General features: G+C 59.3%; 20 protein-coding genes. 2 read left to right on the forward strand and 18 right to left on the reverse strand.

The features are described from left to right. Positions 1-16: 16 nt before the first annotated feature. The 9 genes from BGI27_RS02925 to BGI27_RS02965 all read right to left on the reverse strand — a co-directional run bounded on the left by BGI27_RS02925 (position 17) and on the right by BGI27_RS02965 (position 12,898). Positions 17-1,357, reverse strand: coding sequence for a chloride channel protein (locus tag BGI27_RS02925; RefSeq protein ID WP_095523419.1), 1,341 nt, complete (start codon positions 1,355-1,357; stop codon positions 17-19). A gap of 54 nt (positions 1,358-1,411) precedes the next feature. After that, entirely contained in the window at positions 1,412-4,615 is a 3,204-nt protein-coding gene (locus tag BGI27_RS02930) for a sensor domain-containing protein (protein WP_095523420.1), read from the reverse strand. After that, complete coding sequence (locus BGI27_RS02935; protein ID WP_170942966.1) at positions 4,612-5,475, reverse strand: transporter substrate-binding domain-containing protein; 864 nt, start codon at positions 5,473-5,475, stop codon at positions 4,612-4,614. The genes BGI27_RS02930 and BGI27_RS02935 overlap by 4 nt, the downstream gene beginning before the upstream one ends. Positions 5,476-5,644: 169 nt before the next feature. After that, positions 5,645-7,921 carry a 3'-5' exonuclease gene (locus BGI27_RS02940; protein WP_095523422.1) on the reverse strand — a complete coding sequence of 759 codons (2,277 nt, stop codon included), beginning with the start codon at positions 7,919-7,921 and terminating at the stop codon, positions 5,645-5,647. A 71-nt stretch (positions 7,922-7,992) separates the two neighbouring features. After that, positions 7,993-9,453 carry an NAD-dependent succinate-semialdehyde dehydrogenase gene (locus tag BGI27_RS02945; protein ID WP_095523423.1) on the reverse strand — a complete coding sequence of 487 codons (1,461 nt, stop codon included), beginning with the start codon at positions 9,451-9,453 and terminating at the stop codon, positions 7,993-7,995. 106 nt (positions 9,454-9,559) lie between these two features. Next, entirely contained in the window at positions 9,560-10,585 is a 1,026-nt protein-coding gene (gene trpD / locus BGI27_RS02950) for an anthranilate phosphoribosyltransferase (RefSeq protein WP_095523424.1), read from the reverse strand. Between the two features lie 40 nt (positions 10,586-10,625). Then, the gene (locus BGI27_RS02955) at positions 10,626-11,843 is read right to left on the reverse strand and encodes a cation:proton antiporter domain-containing protein (RefSeq protein ID WP_095523425.1); all 1,218 of its coding nucleotides are present in this window, start codon (positions 11,841-11,843) and stop codon (positions 10,626-10,628) included. Between the two features lie 46 nt (positions 11,844-11,889). Further along, positions 11,890-12,453: an anthranilate synthase component II gene (locus BGI27_RS02960; RefSeq protein ID WP_095523426.1), complete on the reverse strand. Its 564-nt coding sequence runs from the start codon at positions 12,451-12,453 to the stop codon at positions 11,890-11,892. 178 nt (positions 12,454-12,631) lie between these two features. Beyond that, positions 12,632-12,898 carry a helix-turn-helix domain-containing protein gene (locus BGI27_RS02965; protein ID WP_095523427.1) on the reverse strand — a complete coding sequence of 89 codons (267 nt, stop codon included), beginning with the start codon at positions 12,896-12,898 and terminating at the stop codon, positions 12,632-12,634. Positions 12,899-12,980: 82 nt separating this feature from the next. On the opposite strand from BGI27_RS02965, the gene BGI27_RS02970 reads away from it, so the two are divergent. Beyond that, complete coding sequence (locus BGI27_RS02970) at positions 12,981-13,559, forward strand: hypothetical protein (RefSeq protein ID WP_141239727.1); 579 nt, start codon at positions 12,981-12,983, stop codon at positions 13,557-13,559. 56 nt (positions 13,560-13,615) lie between these two features. Here the strand turns inward: BGI27_RS02970 and BGI27_RS02975 are convergent, their stop codons facing one another. From BGI27_RS02975 to BGI27_RS03015, 9 genes are all read right to left on the reverse strand, one after another. Further along, entirely contained in the window at positions 13,616-14,299 is a 684-nt protein-coding gene (locus BGI27_RS02975) for a hypothetical protein (RefSeq protein ID WP_095523430.1), read from the reverse strand. A gap of 14 nt (positions 14,300-14,313) precedes the next feature. Next, the gene (locus tag BGI27_RS02980) at positions 14,314-14,847 is read right to left on the reverse strand and encodes a hypothetical protein (RefSeq protein WP_141239726.1); all 534 of its coding nucleotides are present in this window, start codon (positions 14,845-14,847) and stop codon (positions 14,314-14,316) included. Further along, positions 14,828-15,139, reverse strand: a complete 312-nt coding sequence (locus tag BGI27_RS02985; RefSeq protein WP_095523432.1) for a hypothetical protein — start codon at positions 15,137-15,139, stop codon at positions 14,828-14,830. Before BGI27_RS02985 ends, BGI27_RS02980 begins: the two co-directional genes overlap by 20 nt. Positions 15,140-15,159: 20 nt before the next feature. Next, positions 15,160-15,429: a hypothetical protein gene (locus BGI27_RS02990; protein ID WP_095530349.1), complete on the reverse strand. Its 270-nt coding sequence runs from the start codon at positions 15,427-15,429 to the stop codon at positions 15,160-15,162. A 182-nt stretch (positions 15,430-15,611) separates the two neighbouring features. Continuing rightward, positions 15,612-16,241: a P-loop NTPase family protein gene (locus tag BGI27_RS02995; protein ID WP_141239725.1), complete on the reverse strand. Its 630-nt coding sequence runs from the start codon at positions 16,239-16,241 to the stop codon at positions 15,612-15,614. Then, entirely contained in the window at positions 16,150-17,016 is an 867-nt protein-coding gene (locus tag BGI27_RS03000) for an ATP-binding protein (protein WP_095523435.1), read from the reverse strand. Before BGI27_RS03000 ends, BGI27_RS02995 begins: the two co-directional genes overlap by 92 nt. 11 nt (positions 17,017-17,027) lie before the next feature. Beyond that, positions 17,028-17,234: a helix-turn-helix transcriptional regulator gene (locus BGI27_RS03005; RefSeq protein ID WP_095523436.1), complete on the reverse strand. Its 207-nt coding sequence runs from the start codon at positions 17,232-17,234 to the stop codon at positions 17,028-17,030. 99 nt (positions 17,235-17,333) lie between these two features. Next, a complete protein-coding gene (locus BGI27_RS03010; RefSeq protein ID WP_141239724.1) occupies positions 17,334-17,687 on the reverse strand; it encodes a hypothetical protein in 354 nt (117 codons plus the stop codon). Beyond that, positions 17,675-18,892 carry a tyrosine-type recombinase/integrase gene (locus BGI27_RS03015; protein WP_095523437.1) on the reverse strand — a complete coding sequence of 406 codons (1,218 nt, stop codon included), beginning with the start codon at positions 18,890-18,892 and terminating at the stop codon, positions 17,675-17,677. The genes BGI27_RS03010 and BGI27_RS03015 overlap by 13 nt, the downstream gene beginning before the upstream one ends. On the opposite strand from BGI27_RS03015, the gene BGI27_RS03020 reads away from it, so the two are divergent. Then, the gene (locus tag BGI27_RS03020; protein WP_141239825.1) at positions 18,891-19,121 is read left to right on the forward strand and encodes a hypothetical protein; all 231 of its coding nucleotides are present in this window, start codon (positions 18,891-18,893) and stop codon (positions 19,119-19,121) included. The genes BGI27_RS03015 and BGI27_RS03020 overlap by 2 nt on opposite strands. Positions 19,122-19,133: the final 12 nt, after the last annotated feature.

Consider the following 19,133-nt stretch of genomic DNA (forward strand, 5'->3'; position numbering starts at 1 on the left):
GATACCGCCGCCGCCATCATTCAGTTTTCTGCAGCAGCCGCGCGGCCAGGCCGTGATAGACCGGCTGCTGACGACAGAGACGTGCCGTCATCTGCCCGATGACGGCCGCTGCCATCAAAGGGATCAGCAGCGCATGGTTGTCCGTCATCTCCATCACCACGGTGAAGGCCGTGATCGGCGCATGCGTCATGCCCGAGAGATAGGCCACCATGCACAGCAACGCCAGCACGCTGGCGGACACACCCGGAAATAGTCCGGCGGCCAGCGCGGATAGCCCGGCGCCGATGGACAACGAAGGCGCGAAGATCCCCGCGGGAATGCCGGACATGAAGGTCAGCAGCGTGGCCAGCAATTTTGCCGGCGCGTACCAAAGTGGTACCCCTGCTTCACCGCTGACGACGCCATGCGCCGCTTCATAGCCTGATCCAGCCACCAGACCGGCACTGGCCCAGGCCAACAAGCCGGCGCCGAGCCCGCACAAAGCCGCGAAAATGAACGCACGCCGACTGGCGAAACCCAAGACACGCACGGGCAGGAGGCGCTGCCAGTTCAGCGCCAGCCAGGAGAACAGGCCCCCACCAGCGCCACCCAGCGTGCCGCAGACGATCACCACGGGCAATTGATGCAGGATATCCAGACTGTCATGACTGCGGCCGAAGTACAGGTAGTTACCCATCAACGCCAGGGAACACAGCCCGGCCATGATCACAGCCGACAAGGTGGCTGCATTGGCGTGGAAGCGATGCTTCTCGCTGAGTTCTTCGATGGCAAACATGATGCCGCCCAGCGGCGTGTTGAAAGCTGCCGCGATCCCCACGGCGCCGCCCGCCACCAGCAACTGGCGCTCCGAGGCGATGCGCCGGATCACCCGCCAGCGATGGCCCGCATGCATCAGCGCGGCACCAACGAAGACACTGGGCCCTTCACAGCCTGCGGAAGCCCCGAAAGCCAGCGACAGCGGCGTCAATAGCAGTTTGCCTACTGCCCGCCACCAACCGACGCGCCCCGCGTCCGTGGGTAGCCGGTGACCATCCCGGATCTGTGCAATCACCTGCGGGATTCCGCTCCCTTCCACTCCCCCGAAGAACCTGGCGGTCAACCAGCGGTTGAAGGCAAAGCCGGCCGGCATCAGCAGCACCGGCAACCAGAGCAGGTGGCTTGTCATGAAGCCATACAGGCTGGCTGCGGCATCGGCCAGCAAAGCCAGGGCAACCACAGCCAGGCTGGCAGTCAGAGCCAACAAAACGAACAGCATGCGCGCCCACCAGCTACCGGGCGAAACTGCGAGATAGAGACGGGAATCGAGGCTGGAGAACAGGCGTCGCAGAGCGGCGAGGAAGCGGACAGGGCGGGACATGGGCGAAAAAATGCTGCGATTACCCGCCTATTGTGTTCCAGACGACCGGTAAGGTCACTGCGCCGGCTCAGACTTCGGCAAGGAATTCGTCAGATAACGCAGCACGAAATCCGCAGCGCTCAGAGGGGGGCTGAACAGATAACCCTGGCAGGCATCGCACCCCTGCTCTTTCAGGAATGCGAGCTGGGATTCGGTTTCTACGCCCTCGGCCAGCACCTTGATGTTCAGGCTGCGTGCCATGGCGATGATAGTCGCGGCCAGCTTGGCATCCGCGAGATTGGCGGGGATCTCGGTGATGAATCTGCGGTCGATCTTGAGCTTGTCGACAGGCATATGGCGCAGATAGGCCAGTGAGGAATAGCCGGTACCGAAATCGTCTATGGACAGTCGTACTCCCATGGCCCGCAATTCCTCAAGGAACCCCCGGGAATGTGGCCCCTGCTCCATCAGGCCTGATTCCGTCAGTTCTATTTCCAGCATCTCTGCCGGAAAACCTGTTTCCTTCAGCACCCGACGCAGTCGGCCTGCATACTCGCCCCTGCGGATTTCCAGCGGCGAGACATTGATCGCCAGACTTCCGAAGTTCATTCCCTCATCCAGCCAGCGGCGCCCTTGCTCGCAGGTCTTGCGCGTCACCCAGTCGCCGAGTTTCACGATCAACCCGGTTTCTTCCAGCAAGGGGATGAAAGTCGCCGGGCTGATGGGCTCCACGCCCGGCGGTTGCAGACGCACCAGTACTTCGGCACCGAGCAGGCTGTTGTCAGCCATGTTGATCAGGGGCTGGAAGTGCAGGCTGAACTCATCGTTGTCAAAGGCCTGGCGCAGACGTGCCTCCAGCTCCAGGCGATAGTTGGCAGCGGCGGTCAGCGCCTCGGTATAGAAACGATAGGTGCTGCGCCCGGCGCGCTTGGCCTGATACATCGCGGCATCGGTCTGACGGATCAGCTCGGCGGCGTCAGTGCCGTCATCGGGATAGACACTGATGCCGATGCTGACGCGCACGTAGAGCATGTGCCCGGATTGCAGCACCACAGCCTCGTCCAGTGCCGAGAGCAGATCCACCGCGACCAGCGCGGCATCCTGCGGAACGTTCAGCGCTTCAAGGATCAGCAGGAATTCGTCGCCTCCCAGACGACCCAGAGAATCCTGCCGGCGCAATCTGGCTCCCAGGCGCCGTGCGACGGCGATCAGCAACTCGTCACCCGCGGCATGTCCCAGGGCATCGTTGATGTGCTTGAAATTGTCCAGATCGATGAACAGCACGGCCAGATACTGGCCTTGCCGTTTGGCGAGTTCCAGGGCATGGGTCAGATGCGCGTTCAGGAACATGCGGTTGGGCAGATCGGTGAGCGGATCGAAATGGGCCAGGTGCTTGAGTTGCTCCTCGGTTTCCTTCAGATGGGTGATATCGGTGAACACCGCCACGAAGTGCTCGGTACTGCCAGCAAGATCCTGCACTGTGCTGATCGACATCCATTGCGCATAGAGACCGCCATCCTTGCGCCTGTTCCAGACCTCGCCTTGCCAGGCGCCTACGCGCTTGAGCTGATGCCACATCTCGGCATAGAAAGCCTTGCTGTGCCGTCCTGAATTCAGCAAGGCAGGGGTCTGTCCGACGGAATCCGCCTCTTCGTAACCGGTGATGCGCGTGAAGGCACGGTTGATGTAAAGGATCTGCGCATCCAGATCCGTGATCATGACGCCATCCTGGCAACTCTCCAGCGCAGCGGCGAACAGGCGCATGCACCCTTCCACCTCCCGCTGCTGCGCCTCACGCGAGAACAACGTGACCGCGTAGGAGATGTCGATTCCCACCTCGCGCAGCAGCGCCAGCTCCTCTGCATCCTGAGGATCGATTTCCTCACCCAGCAGATTCAGTACGCCAACCACCACGTTCTGGTCGCGCAACGGGATGCCGGCATAGGCAGGCAGCCCTCCGGCCAACGCCTGCGTACACCAGCTGGGCATGCCGGCCGGCTCCAGGCGATCGAGCAGCAGCACATCACCACCGAAGAACACCTGGCTGCCCGGCCCGCCACCCTCCAGCTTCAGTACCTCCCCTAGTGTTTCGTCAGCGATTTCTTCCCCGCCGGCACGGACCACCATGTCCAGTCCCGTGGCCCCCTTGTTGCGCCAGCTGACCCAGGCCAGACCGAAGCCGCCGATGGACACGGCTGTGCGGCAGATGGTGGAAAACAGCAGGTCGCGGTCTCGTGACCAGACGATGGCCTGATTGACGTTACTGAGGAACTCGTACAGGCGCTTGAGCACATGGACGCGTTGCTCGGCCTGCCAGCGCGCACTCACATCCCAGCTCACCCAGACCACATGCGAGCCATCGCCCAGCGGACAGATCCGCCCTTCGAAATGATGTTGCAGCCCTCCGTGCACAGGAAGCGAATACTCGATCTGGCGGGGCTCGTTGCTATCCAGCGCATCGACGATCAGACGCACGCTGCGTTCAGCCAGATGCAACGGCAACACATCATGCAGACGCCGCCCCAGCAGGCTTTCCTTGGGCGCCCCGAACAGGGTGTCGTCACTGCCATAGACTCCGTCATAGCGACCGCTGCGATCGAGCAGGAAGCTCATGCCCGGCACCGCCTCGGCAAACGCCCGCAACTGCGCCTCACTGTGCACCAGAGAAACATAGGCAGCCTCGTTGCGCGCCTGGAAAAGCCCCAGCAAGGCGATACAGACGAGATACAACAAGCCCGCCCCCAGAATGTTCAGCCCATCGAGCATGCGCTGCTGCTGGCGCAATCCCGAGAGCTCTCGCAACAGCAGCGCTTCGACAGCTTGCGCGGCGGCATCCACCTGCGCGTATTGCGGACGCAGATCGAGCGGCGACACGGTTTCCGGCACACGCAGCCGGCTCTGCACCTGGCGCCCTGCGTCCAGCAGGCTTTGCTCGTAGCGCTGCAGGGCAGCATCCAGTGCTGCGAACGGCTGACGCCCCTGCATGCCGGCCAGCGTGCCTTCGCCTGAGCGCATGCCTCGTACGAATACCAGCGCACGTGCCAGATCGCCGGCCAGCTGTTCCGGATTGGCCGTAGTCGGTGATGACACGGCCCGCTCCAAAAGCAGTTCCGCACTCGCTACGGCAGCGCGTGACTGGTTAAGGCTGTCCAACTGAACCAGACTGGTCTGGATGGCGCGATCCCAGCTCACATGCGACCAGGCCATCAAACCGATCACCAGGATGCCCACGACACCGATCACCAGCGCCAGGCCGCTGCGGGGCAATCCCGGCCTCATGGCGCTCTCTCCGGGATATCCGCTGCCGTGAAGCCAAACTCGGCAACCGCGGCAAGATGCTCGGCACTGCCCAGATACTCTGCCAACACGCCATCGACCGCATCGCGCAGGCGGCGGTCCGATTTGCGAAAGACCAGGGCGGGACGACCAGGCGCAGCCTCGGGCATGGCTTCATCGACCAGGACGAAATGCCCTTCGGGATACATCCATTCCAGATAACGCAGGGACACCGAGGACAGCGCCATCGCCTCCACCCGGCCGTTCTGCAATGCCTGCAACGCACTGGCGGCATCCGGATAGGCCAGCACGCGCTCCGGGCTCAGGCCGGCCTCTCCTGCCAGAGTCAGCTCCACCGCGCCAGCCAGTACGCCCAGGCGGCGATCCGGATAGCTGCGCAGGTCTGCTAGGTTTTTGGCGGGCGGATCCATGCCCTCCAGTTGCAGCATGCCCGTCCGCACATGCGCTGTCGGTCGCGAGAACAGCACGCGTACTTCGCGTGCCGGCGTGATGTACATGCCGGCGGCGATGATGTCGATGCGCCCGCTTTCCAGCTCATGGATCAGGCTACCGAAATCGGAACGCAGCCATTCGACGCGGTTGAACCCCAACCGCCCGAGTACCGCACGCAGCACCGTGGGCGCTTCACCGCCGACGCCGGCCTCGCGCAGCTCCGGATCGTTAGCGACGACCTGCGGTGACAGGATCACGAAGGGGGCTTCCAGCGCGTAACCCACGCGCAACGTCCTACCCTCCCGTGCCCGTACCAGCGCATCCTCACCCGTCGGCAAAAAAATCCAGCCCAGCACCGCCGTCATGGCCAGTGCCAGCGCAAGCGCCGCCATCCCGTAACTACGCCGCATCCGCCGTACCCCGGAACACTCGTGTAAGTTCAGGAAATAGCTGAAATCCCACGGTCTGGCAACCATGCCTGCGTCGTCTGCCCGTACAGTCGCGGCAGACACGGCACTTCACCCGGCATCATCCTTCGACAGGGTCAGCGGACGGTCGGCAAAAACCTGCCGGCAGGTGTCAGACTGGTTCCAGCTTTGCCAATCCCAGCAGCAGCCACTTCATGCCGGCGTCACCGAAGTTGATCTGCAGCTTGGCATCCTGTCCGCTGCCTTCGGCGGCCACGATCACGCCTTCACCGAACTTGGCGTGGCGCACCAGTTGACCGACGCGCAGCCCCGCCAGATCGCGGCTTTTCTGCACGGGCGCGTTCACCGGGCTGCGTGGCACGGCATCCTGGCTACCGCCGTAATAGCGCGCGCCACCACCGAAGCCCGCCTGCACACGCGGAGTCAGCCACTTCATCAGTTCCTCGGGGATCTCGTCGAGGAAGCGGCTGCGGATGGCGTAGCGCGTCTGGCCGTGCAGCATGCGGCTTTGCGCCAGTGTGAGGTAGAGGCGTTGGCGCGCACGCGTGATCGCCACGTACATCAGGCGTCGTTCCTCTTCCAGACTGACCAGGTCGTTCATGCTCTGTTCGTGCGGGAAGAGGCCGTCTTCCACGCCGGTAATGAACACGGCATCGAACTCCAGCCCTTTGGCCGCATGCACCGTCATCAGCTGCACGGCGTCCTGTCCGGCCTCGGCCTGATGATCGCCGGCCTCGAGCGAGGCATGCGCCAGAAAACGCGAGAGCGGGTCGCCCGGCATCGGCTCTTCGCCTTCCGCCACCGGCTGATCCATGTCGTTCAGGAAGTAGCGCGCCGCACTCACCAGTTCGTCCAGGTTCTCCAGGCGCTCCTGGCCTTCGCGCTCGGCCTGGTAATGCTTGCGCAAACCCGAAGCGTCCAGGATGTGATCGACCACCTCAGGCAGCGGCAGCTCGCGCGTGGTCTGGCGCGCCTCCTCGACCAGACGCACGAAGGCACCGATGGCCACGGCAGGTTTGCCGGAAAGATGCGGCACCGTGGCATAGAGACTGGTGTTGAAGCTGCGGGCGGCGTCCTGCAACTGCTCTACCGAACGCGCACCGATGCCGCGTGTGGGGAAATTCACCACGCGCAGGAAGGCGGTGTCGTCATCGGGGTTGGCCAGCAGGCGCAAATAGGCCAATGCATGCTTGATCTCCTGCCGCTCGAAAAAACGCAGGCCGCCATATACCTTGTAAGGCACACCGGCGGAGAAGAGCTGCTGTTCGAGCACGCGAGACTGCGCGTTGCTGCGATAGAGCAAGGCGATATCCGAGCGGCTCGCGCCGTCGCGGATCAGTTGCTGGATTTCCTCGACAATCCAGCGCGCCTCGTCGATATCGGTCGGCGCTTCATACACGCGGATCGGCTCGCCGCTGCCCTGATCGGTCCACAGATTCTTGCCCAGGCGCTTCGAGTTGTTGGCAATGATGGCATTCGCCGCATCGAGGATGTTGCCGTGCGAACGGTAGTTCTGCTCAAGACGGATCACCCGTGAAACACCGAACTCATGCTCGAAATCGCGCATGTTGCCGACTTCCGCGCCACGGAAGGCGTAGATGCTCTGGTCATCATCCCCCACGGCGAAGACGGCAGCCCAATTGCGGGCCGCGCCATCGGCGTGCTCAAGACTCTCCTCGTCCGTCAAGGGAGAGGGACTGTGGGAGCGAGCAGGCTCGCCATGCCCGGCGAGCAGCTTGAGCCACAGGTATTGCAGGCGGTTGGTATCCTGGAACTCGTCGACCAGAATATGGCGGAAGCGCAGTTGATAATGGCGGCGCACTGGCTCGTTGCGTGACAGCAGTTCGTAGCAGCGCAGCAGCAGTTCGGGAAAATCAACCACCCCTTCGCGCTGGCACTGATCGTCATATTCCTTGTAGAGCTCCACGCGCATGCGCGTGTAGTCGTCCCAGGCCTCGACCTGCGCCGGCCGGTAGCCGGCTTCCTTGTTGCCATTGATGAAATGCTGCAGCTCGCGCGGCGGAAACTTCTCGTCGTCGATATTGAGCGTCTTCAGCAGGCGTTTGATCGCGGCCAGTTGATCCGTCGTATCGAGTATCTGGAAAGTCTGCGGCAGTGCGGCCTCGCGGTAGTGCGCACGCAGCAGCCGGTTGCACAGACCGTGGAAGGTGCCGATCCACATGCCGCGCGTGTTGATCGGCAGCATGGCGCCCAGACGCGTAAGCATTTCCTTGGCAGCCTTGTTGGTAAAGGTCACGCCCAGAATGTTCGCTGGCGTGGCCTGCCCGGTCTGCAGCAGCCAGGCGATGCGTGTGGTGAGCACACGGGTCTTGCCCGAGCCGGCACCCGCCAGGATCAGCGCCGGCTGCGGCGGCAGGGTGACGGCGGCGAGTTGTTCGGGATTGAGGTTTTCAAGCAGCCTGGACATGGGAAGATGCTCTTGTGAAGAGCGCGCATTGTACCGGCTCAACCCCCTCCCACCCCGCTACGTCCCGCAGCCTATTCCCCGATCCCGCCAAAACAGAGGTACTTGAGCTCCACGTATTCCTCGATGCCGTAATGCGAGCCTTCGCGGCCGATGCCGGATTGCTTGATGCCGCCAAAGGGGATCACCTCGCTGGTGATGAGCCCGGTGTTGATGCCTACCATGCCGGTTTCCAGCGCTTCGGCCACACGCCAGCAACGCGCTACGTCACGGCTGTAGAAATAGGCTGCGAGCCCGTATTCGGTGGCGTTCGCCGCCTCGATCAGCTCGGCCTCGCGCTCGAAGCGGAACAGGGCAGCCACCGGACCGAAGGTTTCCTCGTGCGCCAGCCGCATGCCGGCGTGCGCATCGGCGATCACCGTCGGCTGATAGAAACAATGACCGAGCGGATGCCGCGCCCCACCGGTGAGCAACTGGCCGCCTTGTGCCAGCGCATCGGCCACATGCGACTCCACCTTGCCCAGAGCCCGCGTATCGATCAAGGGCCCGATCTGCACGCCTTCCTGGCTGCCGATGCCGACCTTGAGCGCGGCAGCAGCCTCGGCAAGCCGCCGGGCGAACGCATCGTAAATACCCGCCTGCACATAGATGCGGTTAGCGCAGACGCAGGTCTGACCGTTGTTGCGGAACTTGGAGGCAAGCGCGCCAGCCACAGCGGCATCCACATCGGCATCGTTGAAGACGATGAAAGGTGCATTGCCGCCCAGTTCCAGCGACAGCTTCTTGATGGTAGGCGCACACTGCGCCATCAGCAGCCGACCGGTGACCGTCGAACCGGTGAAGCTCAACTTGGCGACCGCAGGATTGGAAGTCAGCTCGCCACCGATGGCTACCGCGTCGCCGGTCACCACGTTCAGCAAGCCGGCAGGCAGGCCCGCCTGCTCGGCAAGATACGCCAGCGCCAAGGCCGAGAAAGGCGTCTGGGGCGCAGGCTTGAGAATCACCGCGCAACCGGCGGCCAGCGCGGGCGATGCCTTGCGCGTCACCATCGCACTGGGGAAATTCCAGGGCGTGATCGCCGCCACCACGCCGACGGGCTGTTTGATCACCACCACGCGCTGCTCACGCGAAGGCGACGGGATGGTGTCGCCATACACGCGTTTGGCTTCTTCGCTGAACCACTCGATGAAACTCGCGCCATACGCGATCTCGCCGCGAGCCTCGCCCAGCGGCCGCCCCTGCTCCGCACACATGATGCGCGCCAAATCCTCCTGATTCGCCATCACCAGTTCGAACCAGCGCCGCAACACCGCAGCACGCTCACGTGCCGGGCGGGTCTTCCAGGCACGCATCGCATGCTGCGCGGCCGCGATGGCACGCACGGTCTCAGCAGCCCCCATCAAAGGCACCCGACCGATCAGGAGTCCCGTGGCCGGATCGCGGATTTCGCTGTACCGGCCACTCTCAGCCTCGCACCAGGCTCCATCGATGAAGGCCTGCTGGCGAAACAGGAACGCATTGCTGAGCTCAGGCATGATGGCACTCCCGAAAAAGACAGGGCGCCAGCTTAGCGCCCTGTCCTGAGGATGAGGAGAGGAATGCCCGGGGAGCGCATGCCCTCAGATACGGGCCTGGCCCGTATCAGTTCGACAGACTGCGCGAATACTCCACGAACTCATCCAGCTTGCGACGGGCAGCACCACTGCCGATGGCATCGAGTGCCTTTTTCACGCCGTCGGCCAGACTGGCTGCCTGGCCAGAAACGTAGATGCTGGCACCGGCGTTGAAAGCCACGATATCGCGCGCGGCAGGTAGCCTGCCTTCCAGCGCGCCAAGCAGGATCTCGCGGGATTCATCCACCGAGCCTGCACGCAGCTTCGAGGCGGCATGCAACGGCAGGCCGACATCTTCGGGCGAAATGCGGTACTCGTGCACTTCGCCATCGCGCAGTTCGCCGATCAGTGTGGGCGCCGAAATCGAGATTTCGTCCAGACCTTTCATGCCATAAACGATCATCGCGTTACGTGCTCCCAGGCGCTGCAACACGCGCACCTGGATGCCGACCAGATCCTGATGGAACACGCCCATCACCTGGTTCGCGGCCCCCGCCGGGTTGGTGAGCGGGCCGAGGATGTTGAACAGGGTACGCACGCCCAGCTCACGGCGTACAGGGGCTGCATGCTTCATGGCGGCGTGGTGGTTGGGTGCGAACATGAAGCCCAGGCCCAGGGTATCGATACACTGGCCGATCTGCTCGGGCGTGAGCGACAGGTTCACACCCAGCGCTTCCAGCGCATCAGCAGCGCCGGAGCGCGAAGACACGGCACGCCCGCCATGCTTGGCCACGCGCGCACCAGCAGCGGCAGCCACGAACATCGAGGCTGTGGAGATGTTGAAGGTATTCGCGCCATCACCACCGGTACCCACGATATCGACCAGGCTCGCGCTGTCCTTCACCGGCACCTTGGTAGCCAGCTCGCGCATCACGGTGGCAGCGGCGGCGATCTCGCCGACGGTTTCCTTCTTCACGCGCAACCCGATGGTAATGGCGCTGATCAGCACCGGTGATACCTGCCCGGACATGATCTGACGCATCAGATCCACCATCTCGTCATGAAAGATCTCACAATGCTCGATCACGCGTTGCAAGGCTTCTTGCGGGGTCATAACTCACTCTCCATGAAAAACGGAGTCGCAGGGCGGCTCATCACTCTTTGGTAACGGAAGATGGTTGCGCGGAGGCTTCATCCGCAGCAAGCAGGCTGCGGCTCTGCAGACTGCCATAGGTCAGAAGCAGGGCTCCCATCAGGATTACCAACATCAGGCTGGCCACCGGGAACGCCTCCAGGCGCTGAGATTCGGGAATGCTCATGAACAACAGCACGGTGATCAGGCCACGCGGCGCAAACCACAACAGGGGCTGCGCCCGCTCGCGCGCAACGCCACGCAGCAAAGCCCATCGCGGCAGCAAGCTGCATCCCATCAACAGTACGGCCATAACCCAGGCTGGCGCAGACAGCAGCTCGCCGGCACTCACACCGAAACCCAGCAACACGAAGAAGAAGCTGCGCACCACGAAGGTGAACTCCACGGTGAGATGTTTGAAACTTTCCAGATCCTGTTCGAACTGCGCACGCTCGGCCAGACGCCCACGGGAGAATCGCGCGATCAGGTGGCTGTTGTTGAGCAGCAGCCCCACCAGAACCACCATCACCAGCGGCGCCAGATGCAGGATCTTGCCCAGCGAATACAGCAAGGTGATGCCGAAGATCATCGGCAACACGCGCACATGGTGTTCGATGCGTTGGATCAGCCAGAAAATCGAGAGGCCCATGACCAGCCCGACAAATACCGACAACAGCAGCTCGCCGCCCAGCGAAAAGACGAAATCCAGCGGCCCGGAATATTCACGCAGCAATGCGTAGAAAAGCACCACGCCAACAATGTCCGAGATTGAACTCTCATAGATCACGAATTCGCGCAGACGCTCGGAAAGCGCTACGGCCGCCGGAATCACCACGGCAGAACTGATCACCGCGAATGGCAACGCATGTACCACCGCAAGCTGCCAGCTGGCGCCCAGCCACAACACCAGCACGCCAGCAAACAATGCGCCGGTCAGCACGACGCCCAGGGTTGCGCAGCCTGCTGCACGCAGAATCATTGGTACGCGCTCGCGCGTGAGGCGCAGATCCAGTGTGCCTTCGAGCACGATCAGGATCAGACCGAAGGTCCCCAGCACCGGTAACAGACCCGCAGGCAGCGCCAATTGCCAGCCGACTGCATCAGCCACCGCACGCAGAACCAGACCTGTGAAGATCAGCGAGACCACGGCCGGAACCCGTGTGAAGCGGCCGAAGAAGTCGAACAGATAGGCCACGAGCACGATCAGGCTCAGCACCACCATCGTCCAGGCTTGATCCATTCCGTCCTCCTGTCATGCAAAGGGCCGCTTGCGCGGCCCCGGCAATTCAACGCTCAAGGAAATTCTGCAGCAGGCGATGACCATGCTCGGTACAGATCGATTCGGGGTGGAACTGCACTCCCTCGATCGGCAGCGTCTTGTGCTGCACCCCCATGATTTCACCGTCCTCGGTCCAGGCGGTGATTTCCAGACTGTCCGGACAACTTTCACGCTCGATGGCCAGCGAGTGGTAGCGCGTGGCGATGAAAGGATTCGGCAAGCCCTGAAACACCCCTTTGTCGGCATGCAGGATGGGAGAGGTCTTGCCGTGCATCAGTTGCCTGGCATGCACGATCTTGCCGCCGAAGGCCGCGCCAATGCTCTGGTGCCCGAGGCAGACGCCGAGGATGGGCAATTTGCCGGCGAAATGGCGGATGGTTTGCACCGAGATGCCGGCCTCGGCTGGCGAGCAGGGTCCGGGGGAAATCACGATGCGCTCGGGCGCCAGCGCTTCGATCTCGGAAACAGTGATGGCGTCGTTGCGATACACGCGCACGTCGGCGCCAAGCTCCCCGAAATACTGCACCAGGTTGTAGGTGAAACTGTCATAGTTGTCAATCATCAGCAGCATAAGCGTCGTATCTTCTTGATTTGCAAGGCCTTCGTTCCTGCTTATTGGGCTTGATACCCGCTAGGATACCCGCAAATTTTTTGATGCCCTGCGCCGACGGTCGGGAACTGCCCGGACGAAAAGCCCATTTTCTCACGTATCGGCGTTCGTATAAACCGCTGAAAGCAGACCCGGCCACCTACTTCTTCTTCTGCTTCGCCTGTTTTCGATACTCGGCTTCAACTTCCTGCACCAGTTCAGCAGCAGAAACGCCCAGCGCCAGACCAAGCCCGACGAGCGTTGTAATTGTGGGTTGCCGGATGCCGCGCTCAATTCGCGATACGAACGTTCTATCTACGCCCGCCCGGAAGGCAAGTTCTTCCTGCGATACGTTCATATCGGTACGATAACGTCGTAACACTTCGCCAAAAATAGGGCCAAGATTGGGTATTTGCGAATTTGCCATGCGGCAAATTTCGTCTTATTGTAGCCTATGGGCCACGGCCCATAGGCACACACCTACTTATTCGAACGACATGGAGGATTCGATGGCGCTACTAAAATGCACTGAATGCGGCGGCAACGTCAGTTCTACAGCAAAAAATTGCCCACACTGCGGCGCTGAACCGCCCAAAGCATCGGCGGTTTCGTCGGCGAAGCCTGCGACGCCACAAAAGAAGAAACGCCGTATCTGGCCTTGGATACTCGGGTCTTTCATCGTGTTCGTAATCTTCGCCGGAAACCGCGACCTTACGCCCGCAGAACAGGCGGCAAAGGAACAACGCAAAGCCGAACGAGCCGCAGAAAAGGCAAAGGAAGACCAAGCAGACACAGCCAAGAAAGCGGCGCGCGACAACGAGGTTAAAGAAATGGTATGGGTCGAAAAAGGAAAGGACGCCGTAAAGGCAAGACTTAAAGACCCTGATTCGGCGCAGTTCAAGGACGTGTATTTCTTTCGCGGAAAAGACAACATCCCCATGACATGCGGCCAAGTTAATTCGAAGAATTCCTTCGGTGGATTTAGCGGCTTTCAACACTTTGTTTCCGGCGGATCATCCGAACTGACGTTTCTTGAAACCGAAGTTAAAGATTTTTACAAGGCTTGGAATCGCTACTGCACGAAGTAAAAAAAACCCGGCACGAAGGCCGGGCAAAAGTCCCTACGATGGCACTCGTAGTTCGGTCAGACCTCGACGCGAAGCTTTGCCTTCGCCGCCAAAGCCGGGTTATAAAAGCTTGTCCGCACGCTGTTGATAGCCTTGTCGTACTTCGCCGGAAGATCACGAAGGGCTAGGCTATCAACTACTTTCTTGTACGCATCAGGCAAGTGCTGTTCGAGAACTTCGACCTTCAACTTCTGATGGTTCGCCGGGTTTATGTCCAACAGGAACGAAGGCGAATGCCATACGACGCCCGCAACGTTCTTATCCTTCATGGCTTCGCGAATCTTCATCATGCCTTCCGGCTTTCCGGCCTGTTCGCGAAGGTATTGCCGGATTTCGCCGTCAAGCGTTCCACGGTCAGACTTCGGCGCAAAAGTAAGTTCGGATTGTGTAACCGCGCTGTTCCAAAGTTCATTCGCGCGGCTTTCGATTGACGCTTTCGACTTTTCCAGCGCCTGAACGGTGCGTTCGGCCAGAACTGCGGCGGCTTCGTGCTTTTGAACTTCGGTGCGGGTCGGGTCGTTCTTCAACGCAGCAACCTTCGCCACATTCTGACGAAGTGCGATGCCTGCGTTTGCAATATCCGGCCCTGCGCCCGACTCGAATTGTTCAGGGTCGCCCAAAAATGCGGCACTGCCGGTATTCGTGGAAGCAAGTTCCATGAAGCTTTCAGCCTGCGGGCTTTCAACGAGACATGTATTCATGTTATTTCCTTGGGTTAGCGTTTAAAAATCGCTTTCAGACCGCCCGGCGTTTCGTTGGCTTCTTCGTCAAGAAACTTGCCTGTTTCACGGTTAAAAATACGTTTGTCATTAAGCTCTATAAATCGCCCCCTCTTGGTTCCGGCCAGTAACGGCGCGGCTTCATTGATTGCTTCGCGTTTGGTGCCCACACTTACCGGGGCCGCTTTAGCTGGCTCGTTGGTTCTGCTTCGTGCCAGTGCGACAAGTTCGTTTTGATGCTTCAAAAGAGCCGTTTCCCATGCCTCAAAGCTGCAATATCGCGGGCAAAGCATTACCCGCCTGTTAAGAATGCCCGCGTAACGCGCCAGAAAGGCCGCAGGCGCGTTTTCTGCCCTTGGGGTAGGGGTAGATAGCCAAGCGGCAACTTCGGGGTCTATAGCCACGCCTGTCGCGTCAATCTCATATTCCAGCGCAAGGCGATTCACGCGGCGTTTGCTTTGCCGCTTTTCAAGTCGTTTCAACTTCGATTTCAAACCAACGCGGGCCATTTCAATAATTCCGTTCTTCAAGTGCGATCAAACGTTCTTCAATCTCGCTATCCATTCGAATTTTCGATAGCGTCGAAAGAACGTAGGTCAATTTCGTTCCGACATTCGGGTCAAGTTCGCCCGATTTCATGGCCCGATACACCCGCGCCAATTCCGCCGCAATATCGTTCGCACTGACAAGCTTTGCCCTTGCGTAACGCTTCTTCGGCACTAGCTCGCCGCTTGTGGCACTGGCAACCCCCATACCCTCTTGGGATTCTTCAACGCTGGTGCCGGTTTGCTGCGACCAAGGTTGCAAAACTTGCTGGCTCATGATGCTGTTTCCTTCAAAAATTACTTGCGTTGCGCGGCAATGGCGGCGTCAATCTGGCAAACGATGCCGCGTTGCCGTTCGCGTATCTTGTATTCGCTTTTTACTTCGTCATAATTTGCGGCATGTACGAATAAAGTTGTAAGCGCCTGCATCAATGTTCCGTCAATTACGCCTTTTTGCTTTGTTACGCGCTCTGTTAGATTCATCGCTTCCATTGCCAGCAATTCAGCGACGCAACTTTGTTCTTTGATTAAGTTGTGTATGTCTTCGAAGTGTTCGTACATAGCCATTTCATTTCTTTAAAAAGTTCGTTATCTGTTGCCCACATAGGGCGGCTTGCCTGCCGCGTCCGGCTGTTTCAATCAACAAAAACAATTCGTCTTGAAACCGCAACACCCTGCTAAAGCAGGGGGTGTGTTTCGGTGTTTCAGGCGGTACTGTTCCGGTACTGTTCCGCCGCGATTTCGGTGTTTCAAGACACAAGCTTTTTCACGTTGTCGGGCAGGTTCCGGCCTATTGCCTCAATGTTGATAACCGCGTGTTGTTTGCTGCCGCGCTTGACCTGCATACTGTCTCGATTAAATTTCAAGAAGCCTTCGCTATCCAGCGCCTTCAAATTCCGATTGAATATCGTTCTTAGCGTGTCCGGCGATGCGCTTTGGTTGATTCGGCTGTACTTTTCTTGAAACTTCTTCTTTAGATTCGTTTGATCGACGATGGCTATTCCGAAATGCTCTACGCTTCGGTTTTCGGCTGCGCATTCTTCGAAGGTCTGCATCATCAAAGCCTTGTTTTCTGAAAGTTCGACCGGCTTAAAGGCGCTGCGGGCGGCTGCGTTTGATGATTCTTCGGGCACTACGACGCAAGACGTAAGCGCCTTGCCGTCTTTGTCGATGCCGATTTCAACGACATTCAAACGGAAATAATGCGTATCGCCGTCGCGCCCATCTTTCGCCTTATCGACCTTCCAGCTACGCGCATCTCCTTTGCGGCTAACAAGGATTGCGGCGTCAAGCGCGGCGAACAGGCTTGAATGCCCGCGAAGCCCCTTTGCTGAATCTTTGCCAGTGTGGGCAACAAGAACGACTAACCCGCCAATCAAGCGTTGAAGCGCCTTCAATCATTGCGCCCATATCTTTCGATGAATTTTCGTCCATGCCCGGCGCTGCCCTGTTTAACGTATCGATGAATACGACGCTGCCGGACGGGCAAACGGCGGCAAGGTCGGTCACGTCCTGCGGGTCAGTAATTCGAAAGGGCTGCGGCAAGAAACGCACGTTATCGGGCATAGCGCGTCCGTGGTGACGCTGCCACGCAATCACGCGCCCCCGAATACCGCCTTCGCCTTCAAAAACGACATAACCGACAGGGGCAGGCTTGGTGTTGTGGCCGAAGAATGGCAAGCCTTCGGCAATAGCTGCGGCCATGTCCAAGCCTAGAAACGACTTGCCAGATGCCGACGCACCATAGAGCGCGGCTAGACCTACGATTGGCAATACGCCCTTGATTCGACTGTTCGGCGCGGTCATTGCTTCCAGCATTGCGGCGGAAAGCGGGCTAAAGCGCGGTCTTTGATTTTTTGCAGCGTTGTACTGTTCTAGCAGTTCTTCGAATGCGTCGGATTCGGCCTTTTCTTTGCTCCAAATCCATTTCGCCCGATGCGAACGAATACCGTACTTCTTTGCGAATTCAAGAAAAACCGGCTCAAAATCAGCGCCGTTAGTTTTCAACGCTTGCGCAACAGCGCGTATGTCTTCGTCTTTTTGCTTCGGTCGTACAGGGATAAACGCCAGTATTTCGCGCCAATCATTTCGACGTTCTTCTAGCGATTTCGGGCCAAATCCGAAGTCTTTCGCTGGAATGCTGGCTTCTGCCATTACTTCGCCCCTTATGCCGATGCAATCAGGGAACGAATGTCTTCAACACGCCATGCGGTAACGCGCGGGCCGAGCTTGACAGGCTGCGGAAAGTGACCTTCCTTGACGCCTTGCCACCATGTTGATTTTTTGACCGGGATAATCGGCGGAATGCCCTTGTCAGGGCTGCCTATGATTTGCGACAGCCTAAGAAAGCCCGCTTCAGGAAGTTGATTCATTTTTGCGTCCATCCTTATCCGTTAGGGAATGGGCGCATTTTTTACCGTCTGATTTATACGAATAAGGGTAAGTCGAAAAGTGAACTTAACCCTACTGATTTACTTGATATTTTCCAAATCTCGTTTCCAGTTCTTAAGGTACGTTTTCACTGTTTCGGGTTCCATTTTTAGCGTTTCCGAAACTTCGTTTATGGCGGCGTACTTCGACAGCCTGTTTTCCATATGTTCGAATACGCGATAGCAAATTGCAGCTTCCTGCCGTTGCTGCGAACGTTTCCGACGAACAGGCGGCAGGCTGTTGCCGCGCAAGTGTTCGGCAATCATCTTCCTAGCAAGGTCTGGTAACGGTTCGCCGCGTTCAATCATGTCGGCAAAGCGTCGCCAATCGCCGCTTTCGGCCTCCAGATAGGGTTCATGTACTTGTTCCAGTGGTTCGCGTTTTAGTCTTGGCATTGCTCGCCTCCTTCTTTCGGCTTCATCATGTTTTCGACCATATCCGCCCATTCTTGCATCATGGTTCGGCGGTCTTTCATGTATTCGGCTTGGTTGTAGCTGGTGCGAACCTTGTTGCGTTCGGCGTGCGCTAACTGGCGTTCGATTACGTCGGACTGATACCCCATTTCGTTAAGGATGGTCGAAGCGGTCGCCCGGAAGCCATGCGCCGAAAAGCCGATGCTGTCTTTGCCGTTGAAGCCCATGCGTTCAAGCGCCCGGTTAAGGGTTGTCGCCGTCATACACTCTTTAGGGTTGCGATAGTTCGGGAACAGCAAGCCGCGCCCGCCAGTGTGGGTATGCAGTTCGCGCAGCAATTCGACGGCCTGCCGGGATAGCGGGACTATGTGCGGTTCGCGCATCTTCATTCGTTCTGCGGGTATCCGCCATTCGGCCCGGTCTAGGTCAAATTCCGACCATTCAGCCTTACGAAGTTCGACGGTTCGAACGAAGGTAAGCAACATCAGGCGCAGCGCAATAACGGTTGTTCGATACCCGCCGTATTCGTCAAGCGCGGTCGCAAATTCGGCGATTTGTTCGCGGGATAGCGGCTTGCGGTGTTCGACCTTCGGGCGATGAATCGCGCCTTTCAGGGCTGCGGCGGGGTCGCTATCAGCGCGAAGCGTTGCGACGGCATAGCGAAAAATGGCCGAAGACCATTGCCGCACCAACAGGGCGACCGTTTCAGCGCCCCGGCCTTCTATGCGACGGATGATTTCCAGCAAGTGCGCAGCCGTTACGCTGCGAATCGGAAGCTTGCCCACATAGGGGAACACGTCGCCCGACAGGAAGTTTTCAACTTGGCGCAGATAGTACGGCGTCCATCCTGCCGACTTCTTCGCCATCCATTCGCGGGCTACGGCTTCGAAGGTGTTTGCGTTCGCGGCGTTGTTCGCCAGCCGTTCGGCCTGCCGATTGTGCGAAGGGTGAATGCCTTGTTCGACCAAGCCCCGCGCCTTGCGGTGCAGTTCGCGTGCGTCTGAAAGTCCGATGTTCGGATAGTCGCCGATGGCAAATACGTTCTCTTTGCCTGCAATGCGGTAGCGATAGCGCCAAAGCTTCGCGCCGGTCGGTCGAACCTCAAGGTACAGCCCGCCGCCGTCTGCAAGCTTCTGCGGCTTGTCTGCGGGCTTCGTGGTGCGGATTTTGGCGTCAGTTAGTGGCATGGCTGCGGGTATCGCGGAATTGATACCCGCAAAAATACCCGCAATTTTGCCGGATTACAATAGACAATGCCGGTTGTTGATGACCTTCAAACCCTTGCCTTTGCTAGCTTTTTGCTTGGGTATCGGACTTAATTGGATTTTGCTGGATGCTAATGATGATTATCGATCATCAGCAGCATGCTGTTCTCCATTGCACGTGGGCCGCGCCACGCTGGCTTTCATGTTCTGACCGGCCAAGATT

The organism is Candidatus Dactylopiibacterium carminicum (assembly GCF_014736495.1).
GTDB lineage: Bacteria > Pseudomonadota > Gammaproteobacteria > Burkholderiales > Rhodocyclaceae > Uliginosibacterium > Uliginosibacterium carminicum.

Excerpts from the sequence above, each read along its gene's own strand:
- BGI27_RS03005 (WP_095523436.1), bottom strand. The coding sequence starts at position 17,234 with ATGAATCAACTTCCTGAAGCGGGCTTTCTTAGGCTGTCGCAAATCATA.
- BGI27_RS02960 (WP_095523426.1), bottom strand. The coding sequence starts at position 12,453 with ATGCTGCTGATGATTGACAACTATGACAGTTTCACCTACAACCTGGTG.
- BGI27_RS02930 (WP_095523420.1), bottom strand. The coding sequence starts at position 4,615 with ATGAGGCCGGGATTGCCCCGCAGCGGCCTGGCGCTGGTGATCGGTGTC.
- BGI27_RS03000 (WP_095523435.1), bottom strand. The coding sequence starts at position 17,016 with ATGGCAGAAGCCAGCATTCCAGCGAAAGACTTCGGATTTGGCCCGAAA.
- BGI27_RS03020 (WP_141239825.1), top strand. The coding sequence starts at position 18,891 with ATGGCTGCGGGTATCGCGGAATTGATACCCGCAAAAATACCCGCAATT.
- BGI27_RS02970 (WP_141239727.1), top strand. The coding sequence starts at position 12,981 with ATGGCGCTACTAAAATGCACTGAATGCGGCGGCAACGTCAGTTCTACA.
- BGI27_RS03010 (WP_141239724.1), bottom strand. The coding sequence starts at position 17,687 with ATGCCAAGACTAAAACGCGAACCACTGGAACAAGTACATGAACCCTAT.
- trpD (WP_095523424.1), bottom strand. The coding sequence starts at position 10,585 with ATGACCCCGCAAGAAGCCTTGCAACGCGTGATCGAGCATTGTGAGATC.
- BGI27_RS02965 (WP_095523427.1), bottom strand. The coding sequence starts at position 12,898 with ATGGCAAATTCGCAAATACCCAATCTTGGCCCTATTTTTGGCGAAGTG.
- BGI27_RS02975 (WP_095523430.1), bottom strand. The coding sequence starts at position 14,299 with ATGAATACATGTCTCGTTGAAAGCCCGCAGGCTGAAAGCTTCATGGAA.
- BGI27_RS02985 (WP_095523432.1), bottom strand. The coding sequence starts at position 15,139 with ATGAGCCAGCAAGTTTTGCAACCTTGGTCGCAGCAAACCGGCACCAGC.
- BGI27_RS02990 (WP_095530349.1), bottom strand. The coding sequence starts at position 15,429 with ATGGCTATGTACGAACACTTCGAAGACATACACAACTTAATCAAAGAA.
- BGI27_RS02955 (WP_095523425.1), bottom strand. The coding sequence starts at position 11,843 with ATGGATCAAGCCTGGACGATGGTGGTGCTGAGCCTGATCGTGCTCGTG.
- BGI27_RS02940 (WP_095523422.1), bottom strand. The coding sequence starts at position 7,921 with ATGTCCAGGCTGCTTGAAAACCTCAATCCCGAACAACTCGCCGCCGTC.
- BGI27_RS02945 (WP_095523423.1), bottom strand. The coding sequence starts at position 9,453 with ATGCCTGAGCTCAGCAATGCGTTCCTGTTTCGCCAGCAGGCCTTCATC.
- BGI27_RS02935 (WP_170942966.1), bottom strand. The coding sequence starts at position 5,475 with ATGCGGCGTAGTTACGGGATGGCGGCGCTTGCGCTGGCACTGGCCATG.
- BGI27_RS03015 (WP_095523437.1), bottom strand. The coding sequence starts at position 18,892 with ATGCCACTAACTGACGCCAAAATCCGCACCACGAAGCCCGCAGACAAG.
- BGI27_RS02925 (WP_095523419.1), bottom strand. The coding sequence starts at position 1,357 with ATGTCCCGCCCTGTCCGCTTCCTCGCCGCTCTGCGACGCCTGTTCTCC.